Genomic DNA, 20,646 nt, shown 5'->3' on the forward strand with positions numbered 1-20,646 from the left:
CCCCTCAAAATCCGCCCTAGGCGGTGTGTTCGGTGTCATTTGTGTTTGGCGTGCATCTGCTTGACTGCGCCGCTGGCGATCAGCTCGGCCAGTTCGGCTACGTCGAGCAAGGCACACATGTGTTCGATCACCGTGCCGGCCAACCAGGGGCGCTGGCCACGCTGGCTGCGCCACTTGATCTCGGACGGGTCCAGGCGCAGGGAACGGCTGACCTGGTGCACGGCCAGCCCCCATTCATAGCCCTGAACCGAAATCACATACTGCAGGCCCTGGCGAAAATCGTCGCGGTAGCGGTCGGGCATTACCCAGCGCGCGGTGTCGAGGACCTTCAGGTTGCCGGCCTGGCAGGTCAGGATGCCAAGAAACCAGTCCGGTTGGCCGAACAGCGGCGTCAGCTCCTGACCGGCCAGGTTGTAGATCGAGCCCAGGCACACCAAGGGCACCGCCAAGGTCAGCCCGGCGACGTCGAACAGCAGGCACTCGAACGGCTCCGCTGCCCAGGCCGGGCGGCCATCGATGCTGGCCGGCGGCACCGGCAGGTTCGGCGCTGGCAGGTGCACATCCACCACCGGCACCGCCGGTTCTACCGCGGGCGCTTCGATCAGCACCGGGATGCTGGCCTCGGCCACTACCTGCTGCTCGACCACCGCCACCACCGGTTCTTCCACCGGCAGCACGCTGGGCAGCACCTGTAACCGCGGTTCGGCAAAGGGCCGGGGCGCCGCGAGGGTGGCCTGGGCAGGCTGGCGTGCATCACGCGCCTGCTCCTCGCGCACCGCGTCGGCGAAGGCCTCCGGTGCCGTCGGCAGCTCGATCAGGTCGTCGGCCTCGGTGGCCTCTTGCAACAAGCCATCGAGGTAGGATTGCAGGGCCATCTGCGGCCGCGTGCTGGTTTGCCGTGTCTGGGTCATCAGGCCACCTGCACTGCGGTTTTGTAGGTCAGTAAATGCTTGAGCAGCGCCCGGTAGGCAATCAGCCCACGACTCTTGCCATCGAACTGCGAAGGCGTCACGCCCTTGCGGCTGGCATCGCGCAAGCGCGTGTCGACCGGGATGTAACCCTGCCAGACATGCTGCCCATAAGTGTCGCGCAACAGTTTGAGCGTGCCCAGGGAGGCCTGGGTACGGCGGTCGAACAGGGTCGGTACGATCTGGTAAGGCAGGGCCTGTTTACGCGAACGGTTGACCATGGCCAGGGTACCGACCATGCGTTCCAGGCCCTTGACCGCGAGGAATTCGGTCTGCACCGGGATCACCAGTTGCTGGCTGGCCGCCAGCGCGTTGACCATCAGCACGCCGAGCAAGGGCGGGCTGTCGATCAAGGCAAAGTCGAAGTCTTGCCACAGCTGCGCCAGACTCTTGGCGATCACCAGCCCCAGGCCATTCTTGCCCGGCGACTGGCGCTCCAGCACCGCCAGCGCAGTGCTCGATGGCAACAGCGAAATACGCTCGTCGCTCGTCGGCAGCAGCAATTGCCCCGGCAAGCCCTCGGGCACGCTGCCCTGGTGCAGGAACAGGTCATAGCAGCTGTGTTCCAGCGCATCGGGGTTGTGCCCGAAATAACTGGTCATCGACCCATGCGGGTCGAGGTCGACGACGACCACGCGCTTGCCCGCCTCAGCCAGCAGGCCAGCCAGGGCGATGGTCGTGGTGGTCTTGCCGACGCCACCTTTTTGATTGGCTACTGCCCAGACTCTCATAGGACAACTCTTGACTCATGATGACGCTGATACCCTGTGGGAGCCGGCTTGCCGGCGATCACCGGCAAAGCCGGTGCCACACACCGCGTTGCCTGCATCGCCGGCAAGCCGGCTCCCACAGGGTACGCGGTGACAGAGAATTGACGAGTTATTGCCCCGTCCCCATTGCTGGCGTTGCCGGTGCACTTTGTGTGCCAGCACGGCGCAACGCCGCATCCGGCGTAGCATTGGCGCTGCCTGTGCCGGTCAGGCTGCGGCGCACTTCGAGGTTGCGCGAAATCACCAGCACCACGCGGCGGTTGCGCGCACGGCCTTCGGCACTGTCGTTGCTGGCGACCGGCTGATACTCGCCATAGCCCACCGAGGCCATGCGCGCCGGGTTGACCCCTTCCATGGCCAGCAGGCGGACGATGCTGGCCGCCCGCGCCGACGACAGTTCCCAGTTGGTCGGGTACTGCGCGGTGCGAATCGGCAGGTTGTCGGTAAAGCCTTCGACATGCACCGGGTTGGCGAACGGCTTGAGGATGTTCGCCACCTTTTCGATGATATCGAAGGCCTTGTCGCTGGGCATGGCATCACCGCTGCCGAACAACAGCGAGGAACTGAGCTCGATTTCAATCCACAGCTCATTGCCGCGCACGGTCATCTGGTCGGTCTTGATCAGGTCGCCGAAGGCGTCGCGCACGTCGTCGCTGATGGTCTTCAGCGGGTCGACGTTGGTCTGCGCCAGGCCCGCTTCGGTCTGCTCGCTGTCCCTGACCAAAGGCTCGGCTGGGCGCACGCTCAGCGGCTGCTCATCACCGATGGGGATCGGCTTCATGCTCCGCTCGGGGTCGTTGAACACACCGAGCAAGGCCTGCGAGATGACCTTGTACTTGCCCTCGTTGATCGAGGAAATCGAGTACATGACCACGAAAAACGCAAACAGCAAGGTGATGAAGTCGGCGTACGACACCAGCCAGCGCTCGTGATTCTCGTGTTCCTCGGTATGACGACGGCGGCGCATGGTTACTCCATGAAGCCTTGCAGCTTCAGCTCAATCGAGCGCGGGTTTTCACCCTCGGCAATCGACAGCAGGCCCTCAAGCAGCATCTCGCGGTAGCGCGACTGGCGCATGACGATGGCCTTGAGCTTGTTGGCGATCGGCAACAGGATCAGGTTGGCGCTGGCCACGCCGTAGATGGTGGCGACGAACGCCACGGCGATGCCGTTACCCAGCTGCGACGGGTCGGCCAGGTTGCCCATCACATGGATCAGGCCCATCACCGCACCGATGATGCCGATGGTCGGGGCGTAGCCGCCCATGCTCTCGAACACCTTGGCGGCCTGGATGTCACGGCCTTCCTGGGTCAGGAAGTCGACTTCGAGAATGCTGCGAATGGCTTCAGGCTCGGCACCGTCGACCAGCAACTGCAGGCCCTTGCGCGCATAAGGGTCGGGCTCGGCATCGGCCACCCCTTCCAGGCCCAGCAGGCCCTCTTTGCGCGCCGTCAGGCTCCAGTTGACCACCCGGTCGATACCGCCCGCCAGATCGACCCGGGGCGGGAACAGGATCCAGCGCAAAATCTGCAAAGCACGCTTGAAGGCCGACAGCGGCGACTGCAACAGCGCCGCCGCCAAGGTGCCGCCCAGCACGATCAAGCCCGCCGGGCCATTGATCAGCGCACCGACATGCCCGCCTTCGAGGAAGTTGCCGCCGACAATCGCGACAAACGCCAGGATCAGGCCGATCAGGCTTAGCACGTCCATCAGACGCAGGCCTCGACCAGGTGCTTGCCGATCTCGTCCAGGCTGTACACCGCGTCGGCCAGGTTGGCTTTGACGATGGCCATGGGCATGCCATAGATCACGCAGCTGGCTTCATCCTGGGCCCACACGGTACTGCCGCCCTGCTTGAGCAGGCGCGCGCCTTCACGGCCGTCGGCGCCCATGCCGGTGAGCACCACCGACAGCACCTTGTCGCCGTACGACTTGGCGGCCGAGCCGAAGGTGATGTCCACGCACGGCTTGTAGTTGAGGCGCTCGTCACCCGGCAGGATCTTCACCGTGCCACGGCCATCGATCATCATCTGCTTGCCACCCGGAGCCAGCAGCGCCAGGCCTGGGCGCAACAGGTCACCGTCCTCGGCTTCCTTCACGCTGATCTTGCACAGCTTGTCCAGGCGTTCGGCAAACGCCTTGGTGAAGGCCGCTGGCATGTGCTGGATCAGCACGATCGGCGCCGGGAAGTTGGCGGGCAACTGCGTCAGCACCCGCTGCAGCGCCACCGGGCCGCCCGTGGATGTACCGATGGCCACCAGCTTGTAAGGTTTGCGCTTGGGTGCCGGGGCATGTGCCGCGGGCGCCGCGGCCGGGGTGCGTACCGGCGGTGCCGTGCGCGCCGGGGCCGAGGCCGGGCTTGCGAAACTGCTGGTCGGCGCATGGCTGCTGCCGGTAGTGATCGGCGCAGGGGCAGGCGCTGGGTTGTAGCTGCCGAAACGACGGTTGCTGCGCGACAGGGTATGCACCTTTTCGCACAGCATCTGCTTGACCTTCTCGGGGTTGCGCGAGATGTCTTCGAAGTTCTTCGGCAGGTAATCCACCGCACCGGCATCCAGCGCGTCGAGGGTCACCCGGGCGCCTTCATGGGTCAGCGAAGAAAACATCAACACCGGCGTCGGGCAGCGCTGCATGATGTGCCGCACTGCGGTGATGCCGTCCATCATGGGCATTTCGTAGTCCATGGTGATGACATCGGGCTTGAGCGCCAGCGCCTGGTCGATTGCTTCCTTGCCATTGGTCGCGGTACCCACTACCTGGATCGTCGGGTCCGCCGAGAGGATTTCCGAGACACGGCGGCGGAAGAAACCGGAATCATCCACCACCAGGACCTTGACTGCCATAAACACTCCATTAGGCGGCGCAACCCGCCAGGGCGCGCCACCGAAATCAAATACGCCGCGCGGCGTAACGCTTGAGCATGCTCGGAACGTCGAGGATCAACGCGATACGACCGTCGCCGGTGATCGTGGCCCCGGACATGCCCGGCGTGCCCTGCAGCATCTTGCCCAGCGGCTTGATTACCACTTCTTCCTGGCCCACCAGTTGATCGACGACAAAGCCGATGCGTTGGGTGCCGACCGACAGGATCACCACATGGCCCTCGTGCTGCTCTTCGTGCACCTGGCCCTGGACCAGCCAGCGCTTGAGGTAGAACAGCGGCAGTGCCTTGTCGCGCACGATCACCACTTCCTGGCCATCGACCACGTTGGTGCGCGAGAGGTCGAGGTGGAAGATCTCGTTGACGTTGACCAACGGGAAGGCGAAGGCCTGGTTGCCCAGCATCACCATCAGGGTCGGCATGATCGCCAGGGTCAGCGGCACCTTGATGACGATCTTCGAACCCTGGCCCTTGGCCGAGTAGATGTTGATCGAGCCATTGAGCTGGGAAATCTTGGTCTTCACCACGTCCATGCCGACACCACGGCCAGACACGTCAGAGATCTCGGTCTTGGTCGAGAAGCCCGGGGCGAAGATCAGGTTGTAGCAGTCCGACTCGCTCAGACGCTCGGCGGCGTCCTTGTCCATCAGGCCCTTTTCCACGGCCTTGGCGCGCAGGATGTTGGGGTCCATGCCCTTGCCGTCATCAGAGATCGACAACAGGATATGGTCGCCTTCCTGTTCAGCCGACAGCACCACCCGGCCCGTCCGCGCCTTGCCGGTGGCTTCACGCTCGTCGGGCATCTCGACGCCATGGTCGACGGCGTTGCGCACCAAGTGCACCAACGGGTCGGCCAGGGCCTCGACCAGGTTCTTGTCGAGGTCGGTTTCTTCACCGACCAGCTCCAGGTTGATCTCTTTCTTGAGCTGGCGGGCCAGGTCGCGAACCAGGCGCGGGAAGCGGCCGAAGACTTTCTTGATCGGCTGCATGCGGGTCTTCATGACCGCGGTCTGCAGGTCGGCGGTGACCACGTCGAGGTTCGACACGGCCTTGGACATGGCCTCGTCACCGCTGTTCAAGCCCAGGCGCACCAGGCGGTTACGCACCAGCACCAGTTCGCCGACCATGTTCATGATCTCGTCCAGGCGTGCAGTGTCGACGCGCACGGTGGTTTCCGCCTCGCTGACCGCATGTTTTTCTGCCGCTGGGGCCGGCGCGCGAGGCGCAGGTGCCGGCTTGCTGGCAGCTGCTGGGGCGGGTGCCGGAGCAGCTGCCGGTTTGGCCACCGGCTTACTCTCGACCTTGGCGGCGACAGGCGTTTCGACCGCGACCGCGTCCCCCGAGAACTTGCCCTTGCCGTGCAACTCATCGAGCAAGGCTTCGAACTCGTGCTCGCTGATCTCGTCACTCGTTGGGCTGGCCGCTGCAACGCTTTGCGGCGCTGCCGCTGCTGGCGCATTGGCGGCCGGCAAGGCATCGGCCTGGAAGGTGCCCTTGCCGTGCAACTGGTCGAGCAGCGACTCGAACTCTTCATCGGTGATTTCATCGCTGACCGGTGCCGCAGCGCTGGCCACAGGCTCAGCGGCGACTTCGGCGCTGAACTGGCCTTTGCCATGCAACTGGTCGAGCAACGATTCGAATTCGGCGTCGGTGATTTCGTCACCGGCGCTGCTGACGGTTTCGCCTTGCATCTGCTCATCGGCAGCGGCCTGGGCCTTGACCGCGTCGAGCGAGTCGAGCAGCTGCTCGAATTCGCTGTCGGTGATGTCTGGCTCTTCGGCAGGCGCCGCGGCGACCGGCTCGGCTGCAGCCGCAGGCGCTGCGACCTCCTCGGCAGCAGCAGGCTCGGCCAGGCGCGACAACGCCGCCAGCAGTTCTGGGGTAGCGGGGATGACCTCGCTGCGCTCGCGGACCTGGCCAAACATGCTGTTGACCGTGTCCAGCGCCTCCAGCACCACGTCCATCAATTCGGCGTCGACCCGGCGCTCACCTTTGCGCAGGATGTCGAACACGTTCTCGGCGATATGGCAGCACTCCACCAGCTCGTTGAGCTGGAGGAAGCCGGCGCCCCCTTTTACAGTGTGGAAACCGCGAAAAATGGCATTGAGCAGGTCGGCATCATCCGGTCGGCTTTCCAGCTCGACCAGTTGCTCGGACAGTTGCTCAAGAATTTCGCCGGCTTCTACCAGGAAATCCTGAAGGATTTCTTCATCGGCGCCGAAGCTCATTAAACGTGCTCCTTAAAAACCCAGACTGGACAGCAGATCATCGACATCGTCCTGACCGGACACGACGTCTTCACGCTTATCGGCATGAATCTGCGGACCTTCACCCCGAGTCGGATGTTTTTCTTGATCTTTTTCAGCACGCAGCTGCTGGTGGTCATGTTCGATACCGGCAAAACGGTCGACTTGACTGGCCATCAGCACGAGCTTGAGCAGGTTGCTTTCCACCTCGGTGACCAGCGCGGTGACCCGCTTGATCACCTGCCCGGTCAGGTCTTGATAGTCCTGAGCCAGCAGAATGTCGTTGAGGTGGCCTGAGACCTTGCGGTTACCTTCGGCGCTGTGTGTCAGGAAACTGTCGACGCGTTTGACCAGGTCACGGAATTCCGGCGCGGCCACTTCGCGGCGCATGAAGCGCTGCCAGTCCACGCTCAGGGCCTTGGCCTCACCCGCCAGGTCGTTGAGCACCGGTGTGCTTTCCTCGACCAAGTCCATGGTGCGGTTAGCGGCACCTTCGGTCAGTTTGACCACATAGGACAGGCGCTCGGTGGCGTCGGTGATCTGCGAGACCTCCTCGGCCTGCGGCATGTGCGGGTCGATCTGGAAACTGACGATCGCACTGTGCAGCTCACGGGTCAGCTTGCCGACTTCCTGATACAAGCCGCGGTCGCGGGTCTGGTTCAGCTGATGAATCAGCTGCACCGCCTCGCCGAAGCGCCCGCGCTCCAGGCTCTCTACCAGCTCCTGGGCATGCTTCTTCAGGGTCGATTCGAACTCCCCCAAAGACGTTTGTGATGAATCCATGGCGCGCCCCCTGACGTGACTCAGCCGTTGACGCGTTCGAAGATCTTCTCGATCTTTTCTTTGAGCACCTGAGCGGTGAACGGCTTGACCACGTAACCATTAACGCCGGCCTGGGCCGCTTCGATGATCTGGTCGCGCTTGGCCTCGGCCGTCACCATCAGTACCGGCATGGTTTTAAGCTTTTCGCTGGCGCGGACTTTGCGCAGCAGATCGATACCGGACATGCCCGGCATGTTCCAGTCGGTCACCAGGAAGTCGTAGTGGCCGTTTTCCAGCATCGGCAACGCGGTGGTGCCGTCGTCAGCTTCGTCGGTGTTGGTGAAGCCCAGATCACGCAGCAGGTTCTTGATGATCCGCCGCATCGTCGAAAAGTCGTCAACGATGAGGATTTTCATGTTCTTGTCCAATTAGACCTCCAAGCAGTCTCAAACGCGCTCGGCCCCCGAGCACGCATTCATTCAATTCGGCACAACGTAAAACGGCTGCAGCGTCTTCAGTGCAACGGCTGGCGCTCAGCGCGCCCGCCACTCACCCAGACGGCTGCGCAAACGTGCGGCGCACTGGCTGTGCAACTGGCTTACCCGCGACTCGCTGACGCCCAGCACCTCACCGATTTCCTTGAGGTTCAGCTCTTCGTCGTAGTACAGCGCCAGCACCAGCCGCTCGCGCTCTGGCAGGTTGGCGATCGCATCGGTCAGGGCAGCCTGGAAGCGCTCGTCTTCAAGGCCCCGCGCCGGTTCGACCTGGCCACTGGCGCCGTCTTCGTGCAGGCCTTCGTGCTCGCCGTCCTGCAACAGGTCGTCGAAGCTGAACAGCCGGCTGCCCAGGGTATCGTTCAAAATCCCGTAATAATCATCGAGACTCAATTGGAGTTCGGCAGCAACCTCGTGATCTTTAGCGTCGCGACCGGTTCTTGCTTCAACGGCGCGCATTGCGTCACTGACCATGCGGGTATTGCGGTGCACCGAACGCGGTGCCCAATCGCCCTTGCGCACCTCATCGAGCATCGCGCCGCGGATGCGGATGCCGGCGTAGGTCTCGAAGCTGGCGCCCTTGCTGGCGTCATACTTGTTGGCCACTTCCAGCAGGCCGATCATGCCAGCCTGGATCAGGTCTTCGACCTGGACGTTGGCCGGCAGCCGCGCCAACAGGTGATAGGCGATGCGCTTGACCAGCGGGGCGTAGCGTTCGATCAGCTCGTACTGGGCGTCTTTTGACGCCCTGCTGTACATCTTGAAGCCGCTCGCATTCATAGTACCGGTCCTGCGCTGGTGGGCTGCACCAGACGCTCGACGAAGAATTCCAGATGCCCGCGCGGGTTGGCCGGCAACGGCCAGCTGTCGACCTTCTGCGCAATGGCCTTGAAGGCCAACGCACACTTGGAACGCGGGAACGCTTCGTACACCGCACGCTGCTTCTGCACCGCCTTGCGCACGCACTCGTCGTATGGCACGGCGCCCACGTACTGCAGGGCAACGTCAAGGAAGCGATCGGTGACCTTGGTCAACTTGGCGAACAGGTTGCGCCCTTCTTGCGGGCTCTGCGCCATGTTGGCCAGCACCCGGAAGCGGTTCATGCCGTAGTCACGGTTGAGCAGTTTGATCAGTGCGTAGGCGTCGGTGATCGAGGTGGGTTCGTCGCACACCACCAGCAGCACTTCCTGGGCCGCGCGAACGAAGCTGACCACCGAGTCACCGATACCCGCAGCGGTGTCGATCACCAGCACATCGAGGTTGTCGCCGACGTCGCTGAACGCCTGGATCAGGCCAGCGTGCTGGGCTGGCGCCAGGTGCACCATGCTCTGGGTGCCGGAGGCCGCCGGTACGATGCGCACACCGCCGGGGCCTTGCAGCATCACATCGCGCAGCTCACAGCGCCCTTCAATAACGTCGGCCAGGGTGCGTTTGGGGGTCAGGCCAAGCAATACGTCGACATTGGCCAGGCCCAGGTCGGCGTCCAGCAACATGACCCTGCGGCCAAGCTCGGCCAGCGCCAGAGACAGGTTCACTGAAACGTTAGTCTTGCCGACGCCACCTTTGCCACCGGTCACGGCGATCACCTGTACGGGATGCATGCTACCCATGTCTGTTCTTTACCTTGTCTCGCTGGGACTCAGGCCACACGTGAGGCAATTCTGCGTGCCCCTTGGCATAGCTACGTTGCACACACTTCATCATCAACCCGCTCGCCGTGGGTTGTGATAGAGATCAGCGAACATATCGGCCATGGCCTCTTCGCTGGGCTCGTCCTGCTGCTGCACATTGACCGCACGGGTGACCAGCTGGTGCGCCCGGGGCAAGTGCAAATCGTCGGGAATGCGCGGCCCATCGGTCAGGTAGGCCACCGGCAATTCATGACTGATGGCAAGGCTCAGCACGTCGCCGAGGCTTGCCGTTTCATCGAGTTTGGTCAGGATGCAGCCGGCCAGGCCACAGCGCTTGTAGCTGTGGTAGGCGGCGGTCAGCACCTGCTTCTGGCTGGTGGTTGCCAGCACCAGGTAATTCTTCGCGGCGATGCCACGGCTGGCCAGGGTTTCCAGCTGCATGCGCAGGGCCGGGTCGCTGGCCTGCAGGCCAGCGGTATCGATCAGCACCACGCGTTTACGCAGCAGCGGTTCCAGCGCCTGGGCCAGGGACTGGCCCGGGTCGACGTAGGTCACCGGCACATTGAGGATGCGCCCCAGGGTCTTGAGCTGCTCCTGGGCGCCGATGCGGAAGCTGTCCATGCTCACCAGCGCCAACTGCGGGGCGCCGTACTTGAGCACGTAGCGCGCGGCCAGCTTGGCCAGGGTGGTGGTCTTGCCCATGCCGGCCGGGCCGACCATGGCGATCACACCGCCCTCTTCAATCGGCTCCACCTCGGGGATTTCGATCATCCGCGCCAGGTGCGCCAACAGCATGCGCCAGGCCTGGCGTGGCTCTTCGATCTCAGTCGTGAGGTCGAGCAGTTCACGGGCAATCGGGCCGGACAGGCCGATGCGCTGCAGGCGGCGCCAGAGGTTGGCCTGCTGCGGCTTGCTGCCTTGCAGCTGGCTCCAGGCCAGCGAGCCGAGCTGCACTTCCAGCAGCTCGCGCAGGCCCGAAAGCTCCGAGCGCATGGCATCGAACAGGCGCGGGTCGACTGGCGCCGGGGCTGGCGCAGCGGCAGGTGCAGGGGCGTCCACGTGCGGCTCGACCAGCGGCTCGGAGGCCGTCAGCGACTGGCCGGCGAACAATTGGCGGTTGTTGTCGCTGGTGTCGCTGCGCTGGTCCAGTTCAGCCTGAGCCGTGGCAATGCGCGTGTGGGTCTTGCGCAGCTCTTCTTCAAGCTCGGCGTTGGGCACGCGCGGGGCCAGGGCGGACAATTTGTAGTCCAGCGCGGCCGTCAATTCGACACCACCGGCGATGCGGCGGTTACCGATGATGGCGGCATCGGAGCCAAGCTCATCCCGGACCAGCTTCATGGCCTGACGCATATCGGCGGCGAAAAATCGCTTAACTTGCATTATCCACTACCTCAGCCGTTAGGGCCCACGGTGGCAACGATGGTGACTTGCTTGTTGTCAGGTATTTCCTGATACGCCAGAACATGCAAATTCGGTACAGCCAGGCGACCGAAGCGCGACAGCATGGCGCGGATCGGGCCGGCGACCAGGAGAATGGCCGGCTGGCCTTGCATCTCTTGGCGCTGGGCCGCGTCAATCAGCGAACGCTGCAGCTTTTCGGCCATGCTAGGCTCCAGAAGAACACCGTCTTCCTGACCCTGCCCGGCCCTTTGCAGACTATTGAGCAAAATCTGTTCCAACCTCGGTTCAAGGGTGATCACCGGCAGCTCAGACTCAACGCCGACAATGCTTTGCACGATGGCGCGACACAATCCGACGCGCACCACAGCCACCAGCGCGGCGGTATCTTGACTCTTGCCTGCGTTGTTGGCGATCGCCTCGGCGATGCTGCGGATATCGCGCACCGGCACTTGCTCGGACAGCAATGCCTGCAGGACCTTCAGCAGCCCCGACAAGGAAATGACACCCGGCACCAATTCTTCTGCCAGTTTAGGCGAAGCCTTGGACAACACTTGCAGCAGTTGCTGCACTTCCTCATGGCCGATCAGCTCGTGACAGTGCTTTTGCAGGATCTGGTTGAGGTGCGTGGCCACCACCGTACTGGCATCGACCACGGTATAGCCCAGCGACTGCGCCTGGGAGCGCTGGCCAACGTCAATCCACACCGCCTCCAGGCCAAAGGCCGGGTCGCGTGCGGCAATGCCGTTGAGGGTGCCAAATACCTGGCCTGGGTTGATCGCCAGTTCGCGGTCCGGGTAAATCTCCGCTTCAGCCAGGATCACCCCCATCAACGTGAGGCGGTAGGCGCTGGGCTGCAGGTCGAGGTTGTCGCGAATGTGCACGGTGGGCATAAGGAAACCCAGGTCTTGGGACAGCTTCTTGCGCACGCCCTTGATCCGCGCCAGCAACTGGCCGCCCTGGTTGCGGTCGACCAGCGGGATCAAGCGGTAACCGACCTCAAGGCCGATCATGTCGATCGGGGTGACGTCGTCCCAGCCCAGCTCTTTGGTTTCCAACGCACGCTGTGGCGAGGGCAGCAGGTCCTGCTGGCGCTGCGCCTCTTCCTGGGCCTTGACCTTCACCTGCTGCTGTTTCTTCCACACCAGATAAGCGCCGCCACCGGCCATCAGGCCAAGGCTGAGGAAGGCCACATGCGGCATGCCCGGCACCAGGCCCATGATGATCATCAGCGCACCAGAGACCGCCAAGGCCTTGGGTGAGTCGAACATCTGCCGGTTGATCAACTTGCCCATGTCTTCCGAGCCCGAAGCCCGGGTGACCATGATGGCTGCAGCGGTGGACAGCAGCAGTGATGGCAATTGCGCCACCAAACCGTCACCGATGGTCAACAAGGCGTACACCTTGCCGGCTTCGCTGAACGGCATGCCGTGCTGAAGCATGCCGATGAGCATGCCGCCGATGAGGTTGATGAACAGGATCAGCAGGCCGGCGATGGCGTCGCCGCGCACGAACTTGCTGGCACCGTCCATCGAGCCGTAGAACTCGGCCTCCTGCGCGACCTCGGAGCGGCGGGCCTTGGCCTGGGCCTGGTCGATCAGGCCGGCGTTGAGGTCGGCGTCGATGGCCATCTGTTTGCCGGGCATGGCATCGAGGGTGAAGCGCGCGCTCACCTCGGAAATACGCCCAGCACCCTTGGTCACTACGACGAAGTTGATGATCATGAGGATGGCGAACACCACCGCACCGACCACGTAGTTGCCGCCGATGACCACTTCACCGAAGGCCTGGATCACCTTGCCCGCAGCGCCATGGCCCTCTTGGCCGTGGAGCATGACCACGCGGGTGGAGGCGACGTTCAGCGCCAGGCGCAGCAGCGTCGCCACCAGCAGGATGGTGGGGAACGCGGCGAAGTCGAGTGGGCGCAGGGCATAGACGCAGACCAGCAGCACCACGATCGACAAGGCGATGTTGAAGGTGAAGAACACGTCGAGCAGGAACGGCGGTATCGGCAACATCATCATTGCCAACATCACCAGCAGCAACAGCGGCACACCCAGGTTGCCCCGACCGAGACCGGCCAGGTTGTGGCGTGCGTTGTTGATTAACTGAGTGCGATCCACCGCGAGTCCTCTTGATGCAAAACTTTGACGCCCAGGAGGCGCCTGGGCGTGGCTCTGCAAGAAGCCTTCCAACTTTGCTGTTCGGGTGTTCGCCTAGGGGTTTTTGGTGGGTTTGAGATCGAGCGCCGCCCGCGCGGCGCTTCGCAGCACAAGGCTGCTCCTACATTTTTCTCGGGCCAATTATTCCTGAGGCGATCGCGCGCAGCTATCACAGGCCTCACTGGCCCGAAACAGATGTAGGAGCAGCCTTGTGCTGCGAAGCGCCGCGCGGGCGGCGCTCGATCTCACAGGCGCTGAACGACCATCGCCAAACACCTATTAGCCATCACGCCGCAAATCCGGCGGAATCGGCAGGTCATCGCTCAACGGCTCCGGCCGCTTGCCCTTGCCCGACCGGTACTGACGAATCTGGAACACATACGCCAACACCTGCGCCACCGCCAGGTACAACCCCGCAGGGATCTCCTGCTCAAGCTCGGTGGAGTAATAGATCGCCCGCGCCAGGGCTGGCGATTCAAGGATCTGGATCTTGTGCTCGACACCAATCTCGCGAATCTTCAACGCCATGAAATCGGTACCCTTGGCCAGCAGCAAGGGCGCTGCCCCACTCTTCTCCGGGTCGTACTGCAGGGCCACGGCATAGTGCGTCGGGTTGGTGATGATCACGTCCGCCTGCGGCACCGCCGCCATCATGCGCCGCTGCGACACTTCGCGCTGCAGCTGGCGAATACGCTGCTTGACCTCAGGCTTGCCCTCCGAGTCCTTGTACTCGTCACGCACTTCCTGCTTGGTCATCTTCATTTTCTTGTGCGTCTGCCACAGCTGGAACGGCACGTCCGCCGCCGCGATCAGCAGCAGCCCCGCCGACATCCACAGCGCACTCCACCCCACCACCTGAACACTGTGAATGATCGCCTGTTCCAACGGCTCATTGGCAATCGACAGCAACGCCTGGCGGTCGCTGACCAGCACCACTACCGCCACGATCAGGATCGCGAAAAACTTGGCCAACGCCTTCAGCAACTCGGTCAGGGCATGCATCGAAAACATGCGCTTGATCCCCGACAGCGGGTTCATGCGGCTGAATTTGGGCTGCAGCAGGCTGCCGGAAAACAGGAACCCACCCAACGCGATCGGGGCAACGAACGAGATCACGAACAGCAGAATCAGTACGGGTTGCACCGCCCAGATCGCCATCTTGCCCGAGGCCAGCAAAAACGCGCCCATGGCGCGCTCATCGACGATCATGTCGCGGGTCAGGCTGAAGTTCATGCGCATCACGCTCAGCAGCGTCTCAGCCAAGTGGCCGCCGAACATCAGCAGGCCGCCGGCGCCTGCCAGGGTCACCGCCACCGTGTTCAGCTCCTTGGAGCGGGCGATCTCACCTTTTTCACGCGAGTCGCGCTTGCGCTTATCGGTGGGGTCTTCGGTCTTGTCCTGACCACTCTCGCTTTCAGCCATGCTCAGCGCGCCCTTGCCAGATCACGCAGCCATTGCAGCGCGTCGCTGGCCAATGCCTGGTAGTGGGAAAGCATATCGGCCAGGCCGACCCAGAAAATCCCCATGCCCATGACCAGCGTCAGCGGGAAGCCAATGGAGAAGATGTTCAGCTGTGGCGCCGCACGCGTCATCACGCCAAAGGCGATGTTCACCACCAGCAACGCGGCAATCACCGGCAAGATCAGCAACAGCCCGGCACCGAACACCCAACCCAGGCGCCCGGCCATTTCCCAGAACTGGCTGACCATCAGCGCATTGCCCACCGGCAAGGTGGTGAAGCTTTCGGTCAGCACTTCAAAGACCACCAGGTGCCCGTTCATCAACAGGAACAGCACACTGACCAGCATGGTCATGAACTGGCTGATCACCGTGACGTTGACGCCGTTGGCCGGGTCGACCATCGAGGCGAAGGCCATGCCCATCTGCACCGCGACAATCTGCCCAGCGATGACGAAAGCCTGGAACAGCAACTGCAGCGAGAAGCCGAACAACGCCCCGACGATGATCTGCTCGCCACACAGCAGCAGGCCCTGCAGGCTCAACGGCTCGAACTCGGGCAACGGCGGCAGCGCCGGGACGATCACCACAGTGATGGCCACCGCCACGTACAGGCGCACCCGCGCTGGCAGCATGCGCGTACCGAAGATCGGCATGGTCATCAGCACCGCCGTCACCCGGAACAACGGCAGGATGAAGGTGGCGACCCAGGTGCCGATCTGTGCGTTGGTCAGCTCCAGCATGGCCGTGTCAACCGATCAGCTGCGGGATGCTGGTGTAGAGCGTGGTGATGTATTCCATGAACTTCTGCACCAGCCAAGGCCCGGCGACGATCAGCGTGACCAGCATCACCAGCAGACGCGGCAGGAAGCTCAGGGTCTGTTCGTTGATCTGCGTGGCGGCCTGGAACATCGCCACCATCAAGCCCACCAGCAGGCTCGGCACCACCAGGATGCCGACCATCAGCGTGGTCAGCCAAAGCGCATCGCGGAACAGGTCGACAGCAACTTCAGGGGTCATGCGTGGCTCTCCTTGACGGCGTCAGACGCCGCCGAAACTACTGGCCAATGTGCCCATGATCAGCGCCCAGCCATCGACCAGGACGAACAGCATGATCTTGAACGGCAGCGAAATGATCAGCGGCGACAGCATCATCATACCCATGGCCATCAGCACGCTGGCGACCACCATGTCGATGATCAGGAACGGGATGAAGATCATGAAGCCGATCTGGAACGCGGTCTTCAACTCGGACGTGACGAAGGCCGGTACCAGAATGGTCAGTGGCACCTGGTCAGGGCCTTCGATGTCAGTGCGCTTGGACAGGCGCATGAACAAGTCCAGGTCGCTCTGCCGAGTCTGCGCCAACATGAAGTCTTTGAGCGGCCCCTGGGCCTTGTCGATGGCCTGCTGGGCTGTCATCTGCTCTTTCAGGTAGGGCTGCAGCGCATCTTGGTTCACCCGGTCGAACACCGGCGCCATGATGAACATGGTCAAAAACAGCGCCATGCCGGTCAGAATCTGGTTCGAAGGCGTCTGCTGCAGGCCCAGGGCCTGGCGCAAAATCGAAAAGACAATGATGATGCGGGTGAAGCTGGTCATCAGGATGACGAACGCCGGGATAAAGCTCAGCGCCGTCATGATCAGCAGGATCTGCAGGCTGACCGAATACTCCTGCTGCCCGTCTGCCCCATTGGACAGAGTAATGGCCGGGATCGACAGCGGGTCGGCGGCCAGGGCCAATGGCGCGGCCAGCAGCAGCGCCAGGGTCAACATCATGCGCAGCACGCCGGTCATCACTTCTTGTCCTTCTGGTCCTTGCCCATCAGCTCCATCAGCCGCTGGGCAAACTCCGGCGCTGCCTGACGGGCAGCCGCGGGCACTTCGACGGGTTCGGCCAGCACATGCAGGGCCTCGATACTGCCTGGGGTGTGGCCGATCAGGATCTGCTCCTTGCCGACTTGCACCAGCAGCAGGCGGTCACGCGGGCCAATGGCCCGGCTGCCGACGATCTCGATCACCTGGCCACCTTTGACCGCCGCGCCTTGCATGCGGCGCAACATCCAGGCCAGGAAGAAGATCAGGCCCACCACCAACAGCAGGCCAAAGACCATCTGCGCCAGTTGCCCACCCAGGCTGCCAGGCGCGGCAGCGGTGGTTGCCGCAGGGCTGGCCGCCGCGCAGGCCCACTGGCTGGCGAGCAGCCCAACAAAAGCGGCGCCGGCGCGCATCATGCCCTTCACTCAACGCAGCTTCTTGATACGTTCGCTGGGGCTGATCACGTCGGTCAGGCGGATGCCGAACTTCTCGTTGACCACCACCACTTCGCCATGGGCGATCAGCGTGCCGTTGACCAGCACGTCGAGCGGCTCGCCGGCCAGGCGGTCGAGCTCAATCACCGACCCCTGGTTGAGCTGCAGCAGGTTGCGGATGTTGATCTCGGTGCTGCCCACTTCCATGGAGATGTTCACCGGGATGTCCAGGATCACGTCCAGGTTAGGGCCTTCGAGGCTGACGTTCTCGTTAGGCCGCGGCGAGCTGGCGAACTCTTCCATCGGCAGGCGGCCAGCGCCGCTGTTGCCGGTGTTGCCGCCCAGCAGCGCGTCGATATCGGCCTGGCCGGCATCACCGGTTTCTTCCAGCGCCGCCGCCCATTCGTCGGCCAGGGCCTGGTCTTCCGGGGAAGTGATCTCGTTTTCGTTAGCCATGATTTCCTCGACAGGCATTCAATTCGTAGTGAGCGACCGGCACGCCGTCAGCGGCGTTCGATCGGGTCGATGATCTGCAGGGCCAGGTTGCCCTTGTGCGAACCCAGCCGCGCCTTGAACGACGGCACGCCGTTGGCGCGCAGCACCAGGTGCTCGGGCAACTCCACCGGGATCACATCGCCAGGCTGCATGTGCAGGATGTCGCGCAGCTTCAGCTGGCGGCGGGCAACCGTGGCAGTCAGTGGCACGGCCACGTCCAGCACGTCTTCGCGCAGGGCCTTGACCCAGCGCTCGTCCTGGTCGTCAAGGTCGGACTGGAAGCCCGCATCAAGCATCTCGCGCACCGGCTCGATCATCGAGTACGGCATGGTCACGTGCAGGTCGCCACCACCGCCGTCCAGCTCGATGTGGAAGGTCGACACCACCACCGCTTCGCTGGGGCCGACGATGTTGGCCATGGCCGGGTTGACCTCGGAGTTCATGTACTCGAAGTTGACCGGCATGATGGCTTGCCAGGCTTCCTTGAGGTCGACGAAGCACTGGTCGAGGACCATGCGCACCACGCGCAACTCGGTCGGGGTGAACTCACGGCCTTCGATCTTGGCGTGACGGCCGTCACCGCCAAAGAAGTTGTCCACCAGCTTGAACACCAGCTTGGCGTCGAGGATGAACAGCGAAGTACCGCGCAGCGGCTTGATCTTGACCAGGTTGAGGCTGGTCGGCACATACAGCGAATGCACGTACTCGCCGAACTTCATCACCTGCACGCCGCCCACCGCCACGTCCGCCGAGCGGCGCAGCAGGTTGAACATGCTGATGCGGGTGTAGCGGGCGAAGCGTTCGTTGATCATTTCCAGGGTCGGCATACGACCGCGGACGATACGATCCTGGCTGGTCAGGTCGTAGCTTTTGATACTGCCTGGCTCGGAAGCGCTTTCGGTCTGCACCAGACCATCGTCGACACCGTGCAACAGCGCATCGATTTCATCCTGGGACAGCAGGTCCTGTACGGCCATTGCGGACTCCTACTGCAATACGAAATTGGTGAACAGCAACTGGTCGATGACCGGTTTGCCGACTTCCTTCTGGGCGACTTCCTGCACCACGGCGGTGGCTTTCTGGCGCAGCATCTCTTGCCCTACCGGGCTGCCGGCCAGGGTGTCGAAGCCCTGCCCAGAGAACATCATCACCAGGTTGTTGCGAATCACCGGCATGTGCACCTTGAGGGCATCCAGGTCAGCCTGGTTGCGCGCTTGCAGGGTGATGCTCAGTTGCATGTAGCGCTGGCGGCCGTTCTGGTTGAAGTTGACTACGAAGGCCGGGGTGAGGGCTTCGTAGATGGCCACAGGCTTGACGTTGGCGGCGGCCGGGTCGGTGGCCGGCGCGGACTCGCTCTTGTGCATGATGAACCAGGTAGCGCCCACCGAAAGGCCGATCGCCAGCACCAGGCCCAGCACCAACAGCAGGATCAGCTTGAGTTTGCCTTTTGTGGCGGGGTCTTTTACTGCTTCGGTCTTCGCCATGCCAATAATCCGTCGTCCATCGGGGGTTCAAAGGAGGATGACGTGGCTTGAGCAAGTGTTATGCCAGGTTTTGGGTGGGGGATGGAATGAGGTTTGGGTGGGTTTGGCGTTAGGGGGGCAGCGCCTGGCAGATCGAGCGCCGCCCGCGCGGCGCTTCGCAGCACAAGGCTGCTCCTACATTTATTTCGGGCCAGTAAAGCCTGTGATAGAGGCGCGCGCCCCCACGACAGGAATAATTGGCCCGAAACAGATGTAGGAGCAGCCTTGTGCTGCGAAGCGCCGCGCGGGCGGCGCTCGATCTCAACGGCACCAACAACCTAAAGACAGGCACCCCGCCCTCACGCGTAATAATCAACCGCACTGTCGCCAATCACCACCTGCTGCTCAACCGGCCTGCTGCTATCGACCTGCTCGGAGCCGCCCTGCCCGGCCTGTTGCCGCGCTGCAACGCCCGACAGATTACTGCCCTGCTCCTGCGCCTGCTGATGCTGTTGCCCACGCGACTGGTCAGCAACGTTGACGTCTGGCTGCGCCAGGCCCTGCTGGGTGAACAGCTCGCGCAAGCGGTGCACCTGGCTGTCGAGGGCATCACGCACACCGGCGTGGCCGCTGATGAAGGTCACCTGGGTCGACTGATCCGCCGCTACATTGACGCGGATGTCCAGCCGCCCCAACTCGGCTGGCTCCAGCTGGATGTCTGCCGACTTGAGGTTCTGGCTGGACAAGTACATGACCCGATTGACCAGCCCTTCGGTCCAGGCGTTCTGGTTCATCGGCAAGGGTTGGTGCAAGGGACTGGCATTAGCCGGCACGGCATTGGCGGTTTTCGCCGTGGCCGCCTGGGTCAGGCTGGCCAGGCGATCGGCGAAATCATCGACGCGCGTGTCGCTGCTGGCGCTCTTGGTGTCCTTCAGACCCTCTTCAAGCAGTGCACCGAAGGCCTTGTCGCCTGGCTCGCCCGCCTCGCCCTCAGCGCTATCGACCAGATTCGCCAAGGTATTGACGGCTCCACGGCCTTCATCACCTTGAGTTTGCGAAGGGTCCACGGCGTGTGCCGAGGTAGTGCCTTTAGCCTGGGCGCTCTGCTCCAGCGCCAGGCGCAAGGTTGGCAGGTTGGCCAAGGGGTCGGCGTCGGGGTCGAACGCCTCTTCGGCGGCAGGCTCCTCCGTCAGCGCTGCGCTGGCTTGCGACTGTGCAGTGGCAGCCTGAAGCACGGGCGCCACGGCCTCAGCCTGGGCTTGAATCAGCTGCGCGCCGGGCTGCGCATCGGTGACCTGGCCGGCCACCAGGCTGGCGTCGCGCAACCCCGTGTCAGCAGGGTCTGAGGCCTGATCGCTGGCTGGCAATTTGTTGCCGTCATCGGCAACCGATGACTTGTCGGCAGCGTCATTCTTGCCGCCGTGTGCCACTTCTGGCTTGTCCTTGGGCTTGGCCTGGGCGACCTTGTCGTCCTGCCCAAACGCTTTCTGCTTGGCCATGACCTGGTCGAAGCCAGCGCCCGCGTCACCCAGCGCCTGCGAGGGCTTGTCCACCATCGAGCTGGTCGCTCGCGACGACTTGCCAACAGCGTTTGCTTGCAACAAAGGATTGGGTGCGACAGGCATTGAGCGGTCTCCGCGCCAGAAACTGAAAAGTCATCCGGGCA

General features: G+C 63.1%; 21 protein-coding genes. All 21 read right to left on the minus strand.

The window, feature by feature from the left end; genetic code table 11:
* Nucleotides 1–35: 35 nt before the first annotated feature.
* Nucleotides 36–911 (minus strand): CheW domain-containing protein, encoded by an 876-nt coding sequence (locus LOY53_RS18900; RefSeq protein WP_258703134.1) that lies wholly within the window; start codon nt 909–911, stop codon nt 36–38.
* Entirely contained in the window at nt 911–1,699 is a 789-nt protein-coding gene (locus LOY53_RS18905) for a ParA family protein (RefSeq protein WP_027593005.1), read from the minus strand. Before LOY53_RS18905 ends, LOY53_RS18900 begins: the two co-directional genes overlap by 1 nt.
* Nucleotides 1,700–1,847: 148 nt before the next feature.
* Nucleotides 1,848–2,705: a flagellar motor protein MotD gene (gene motD / locus LOY53_RS18910; RefSeq protein WP_027593006.1), complete on the minus strand. Its 858-nt coding sequence runs from the start codon at nt 2,703–2,705 to the stop codon at nt 1,848–1,850.
* Between the two features lie 2 nt (nt 2,706–2,707).
* Nucleotides 2,708–3,448, minus strand: a complete 741-nt coding sequence (locus LOY53_RS18915) for a flagellar motor protein (RefSeq protein WP_027593007.1) — start codon at nt 3,446–3,448, stop codon at nt 2,708–2,710.
* Nucleotides 3,448–4,581: a chemotaxis response regulator protein-glutamate methylesterase gene (locus LOY53_RS18920; protein ID WP_252825277.1), complete on the minus strand. Its 1,134-nt coding sequence runs from the start codon at nt 4,579–4,581 to the stop codon at nt 3,448–3,450. The genes LOY53_RS18915 and LOY53_RS18920 overlap by 1 nt, the downstream gene beginning before the upstream one ends.
* A 46-nt stretch (nt 4,582–4,627) precedes the next feature.
* Nucleotides 4,628–6,847 carry a chemotaxis protein CheA gene (locus LOY53_RS18925; protein ID WP_258703135.1) on the minus strand — a complete coding sequence of 740 codons (2,220 nt, stop codon included), beginning with the start codon at nt 6,845–6,847 and terminating at the stop codon, nt 4,628–4,630.
* 12 nt (nt 6,848–6,859) lie between these two features.
* The gene (locus LOY53_RS18930; protein ID WP_027593010.1) at nt 6,860–7,648 is read right to left on the minus strand and encodes a protein phosphatase CheZ; all 789 of its coding nucleotides are present in this window, start codon (nt 7,646–7,648) and stop codon (nt 6,860–6,862) included.
* A gap of 20 nt (nt 7,649–7,668) precedes the next feature.
* Nucleotides 7,669–8,043, minus strand: coding sequence for a chemotaxis response regulator CheY (locus tag LOY53_RS18935; protein WP_077068541.1), 375 nt, complete (start codon nt 8,041–8,043; stop codon nt 7,669–7,671).
* A gap of 117 nt (nt 8,044–8,160) precedes the next feature.
* A complete protein-coding gene (fliA, locus tag LOY53_RS18940; protein WP_027593012.1) occupies nt 8,161–8,901 on the minus strand; it encodes an RNA polymerase sigma factor FliA in 741 nt (246 codons plus the stop codon).
* The gene (gene fleN, locus LOY53_RS18945; RefSeq protein ID WP_027593013.1) at nt 8,898–9,731 is read right to left on the minus strand and encodes a flagellar synthesis regulator FleN; all 834 of its coding nucleotides are present in this window, start codon (nt 9,729–9,731) and stop codon (nt 8,898–8,900) included. The genes fliA and fleN overlap by 4 nt, the downstream gene beginning before the upstream one ends.
* 93 nt (nt 9,732–9,824) lie before the next feature.
* On the minus strand, nt 9,825–11,132 hold the full coding sequence (gene flhF / locus LOY53_RS18950) for a flagellar biosynthesis protein FlhF (RefSeq protein ID WP_027593014.1): 1,308 nt from the start codon (nt 11,130–11,132) through the stop codon (nt 9,825–9,827).
* Nucleotides 11,133–11,143: 11 nt separating this feature from the next.
* Nucleotides 11,144–13,273 (minus strand): flagellar biosynthesis protein FlhA, encoded by a 2,130-nt coding sequence (gene flhA, locus LOY53_RS18955; RefSeq protein WP_027593015.1) that lies wholly within the window; start codon nt 13,271–13,273, stop codon nt 11,144–11,146.
* Nucleotides 13,274–13,591: 318 nt separating this feature from the next.
* Complete coding sequence (gene flhB, locus LOY53_RS18960; protein WP_258703136.1) at nt 13,592–14,734, minus strand: flagellar biosynthesis protein FlhB; 1,143 nt, start codon at nt 14,732–14,734, stop codon at nt 13,592–13,594.
* A 2-nt stretch (nt 14,735–14,736) separates the two neighbouring features.
* Entirely contained in the window at nt 14,737–15,513 is a 777-nt protein-coding gene (gene fliR / locus LOY53_RS18965) for a flagellar biosynthetic protein FliR (RefSeq protein WP_027593017.1), read from the minus strand.
* Between the two features lie 7 nt (nt 15,514–15,520).
* Entirely contained in the window at nt 15,521–15,790 is a 270-nt protein-coding gene (gene fliQ / locus LOY53_RS18970; RefSeq protein ID WP_027593018.1) for a flagellar biosynthesis protein FliQ, read from the minus strand.
* A 21-nt stretch (nt 15,791–15,811) separates the two neighbouring features.
* The gene (gene fliP / locus LOY53_RS18975; RefSeq protein ID WP_027593019.1) at nt 15,812–16,567 is read right to left on the minus strand and encodes a flagellar type III secretion system pore protein FliP; all 756 of its coding nucleotides are present in this window, start codon (nt 16,565–16,567) and stop codon (nt 15,812–15,814) included.
* Nucleotides 16,567–17,001: a flagellar biosynthetic protein FliO gene (gene fliO / locus LOY53_RS18980; RefSeq protein WP_099455882.1), complete on the minus strand. Its 435-nt coding sequence runs from the start codon at nt 16,999–17,001 to the stop codon at nt 16,567–16,569. The genes fliP and fliO overlap by 1 nt, the downstream gene beginning before the upstream one ends.
* Nucleotides 17,002–17,013: 12 nt before the next feature.
* Nucleotides 17,014–17,478: a flagellar motor switch protein FliN gene (fliN, locus tag LOY53_RS18985; protein ID WP_099455883.1), complete on the minus strand. Its 465-nt coding sequence runs from the start codon at nt 17,476–17,478 to the stop codon at nt 17,014–17,016.
* 47 nt (nt 17,479–17,525) lie between these two features.
* Nucleotides 17,526–18,494, minus strand: a complete 969-nt coding sequence (fliM, locus tag LOY53_RS18990) for a flagellar motor switch protein FliM (protein WP_027593022.1) — start codon at nt 18,492–18,494, stop codon at nt 17,526–17,528.
* A 9-nt stretch (nt 18,495–18,503) separates the two neighbouring features.
* Nucleotides 18,504–19,001 (minus strand): flagellar basal body-associated protein FliL, encoded by a 498-nt coding sequence (gene fliL / locus LOY53_RS18995; protein WP_085272506.1) that lies wholly within the window; start codon nt 18,999–19,001, stop codon nt 18,504–18,506.
* A 338-nt stretch (nt 19,002–19,339) separates the two neighbouring features.
* Nucleotides 19,340–20,605 (minus strand): flagellar hook-length control protein FliK, encoded by a 1,266-nt coding sequence (locus LOY53_RS19000; protein WP_258703137.1) that lies wholly within the window; start codon nt 20,603–20,605, stop codon nt 19,340–19,342.
* Nucleotides 20,606–20,646: the final 41 nt, after the last annotated feature.

The sequence above is a fragment of the Pseudomonas sp. B21-031 genome (assembly GCF_024748985.1).
Classification (GTDB): Bacteria; Pseudomonadota; Gammaproteobacteria; order Pseudomonadales; family Pseudomonadaceae; genus Aquipseudomonas; species Aquipseudomonas kermanshahensis.

What these genes read in the sequence shown, in the direction of transcription:
- LOY53_RS18900 (WP_258703134.1), bottom strand. Translation starts at nt 911, where the DNA reads ATGACCCAGACACGGCAAACCAGCACGCGGCCGCAGATGGCCCTGCAA.
- LOY53_RS18905 (WP_027593005.1), bottom strand. Translation starts at nt 1,699, where the DNA reads ATGAGAGTCTGGGCAGTAGCCAATCAAAAAGGTGGCGTCGGCAAGACC.
- motD (WP_027593006.1), bottom strand. Translation starts at nt 2,705, where the DNA reads ATGCGCCGCCGTCGTCATACCGAGGAACACGAGAATCACGAGCGCTGG.
- LOY53_RS18915 (WP_027593007.1), bottom strand. Translation starts at nt 3,448, where the DNA reads ATGGACGTGCTAAGCCTGATCGGCCTGATCCTGGCGTTTGTCGCGATT.
- LOY53_RS18920 (WP_252825277.1), bottom strand. Translation starts at nt 4,581, where the DNA reads ATGGCAGTCAAGGTCCTGGTGGTGGATGATTCCGGTTTCTTCCGCCGC.
- LOY53_RS18925 (WP_258703135.1), bottom strand. Translation starts at nt 6,847, where the DNA reads ATGAGCTTCGGCGCCGATGAAGAAATCCTTCAGGATTTCCTGGTAGAA.
- LOY53_RS18930 (WP_027593010.1), bottom strand. Translation starts at nt 7,648, where the DNA reads ATGGATTCATCACAAACGTCTTTGGGGGAGTTCGAATCGACCCTGAAG.
- LOY53_RS18935 (WP_077068541.1), bottom strand. Translation starts at nt 8,043, where the DNA reads ATGAAAATCCTCATCGTTGACGACTTTTCGACGATGCGGCGGATCATC.
- fliA (WP_027593012.1), bottom strand. Translation starts at nt 8,901, where the DNA reads ATGAATGCGAGCGGCTTCAAGATGTACAGCAGGGCGTCAAAAGACGCC.
- fleN (WP_027593013.1), bottom strand. Translation starts at nt 9,731, where the DNA reads ATGGGTAGCATGCATCCCGTACAGGTGATCGCCGTGACCGGTGGCAAA.
- flhF (WP_027593014.1), bottom strand. Translation starts at nt 11,132, where the DNA reads ATGCAAGTTAAGCGATTTTTCGCCGCCGATATGCGTCAGGCCATGAAG.
- flhB (WP_258703136.1), bottom strand. Translation starts at nt 14,734, where the DNA reads ATGGCTGAAAGCGAGAGTGGTCAGGACAAGACCGAAGACCCCACCGAT.
- fliR (WP_027593017.1), bottom strand. Translation starts at nt 15,513, where the DNA reads ATGCTGGAGCTGACCAACGCACAGATCGGCACCTGGGTCGCCACCTTC.
- fliQ (WP_027593018.1), bottom strand. Translation starts at nt 15,790, where the DNA reads ATGACCCCTGAAGTTGCTGTCGACCTGTTCCGCGATGCGCTTTGGCTG.
- fliP (WP_027593019.1), bottom strand. Translation starts at nt 16,567, where the DNA reads ATGACCGGCGTGCTGCGCATGATGTTGACCCTGGCGCTGCTGCTGGCC.
- fliO (WP_099455882.1), bottom strand. Translation starts at nt 17,001, where the DNA reads ATGCGCGCCGGCGCCGCTTTTGTTGGGCTGCTCGCCAGCCAGTGGGCC.
- fliN (WP_099455883.1), bottom strand. Translation starts at nt 17,478, where the DNA reads ATGGCTAACGAAAACGAGATCACTTCCCCGGAAGACCAGGCCCTGGCC.
- fliM (WP_027593022.1), bottom strand. Translation starts at nt 18,494, where the DNA reads ATGGCCGTACAGGACCTGCTGTCCCAGGATGAAATCGATGCGCTGTTG.
- fliL (WP_085272506.1), bottom strand. Translation starts at nt 19,001, where the DNA reads ATGGCGAAGACCGAAGCAGTAAAAGACCCCGCCACAAAAGGCAAACTC.
- LOY53_RS19000 (WP_258703137.1), bottom strand. Translation starts at nt 20,605, where the DNA reads ATGCCTGTCGCACCCAATCCTTTGTTGCAAGCAAACGCTGTTGGCAAG.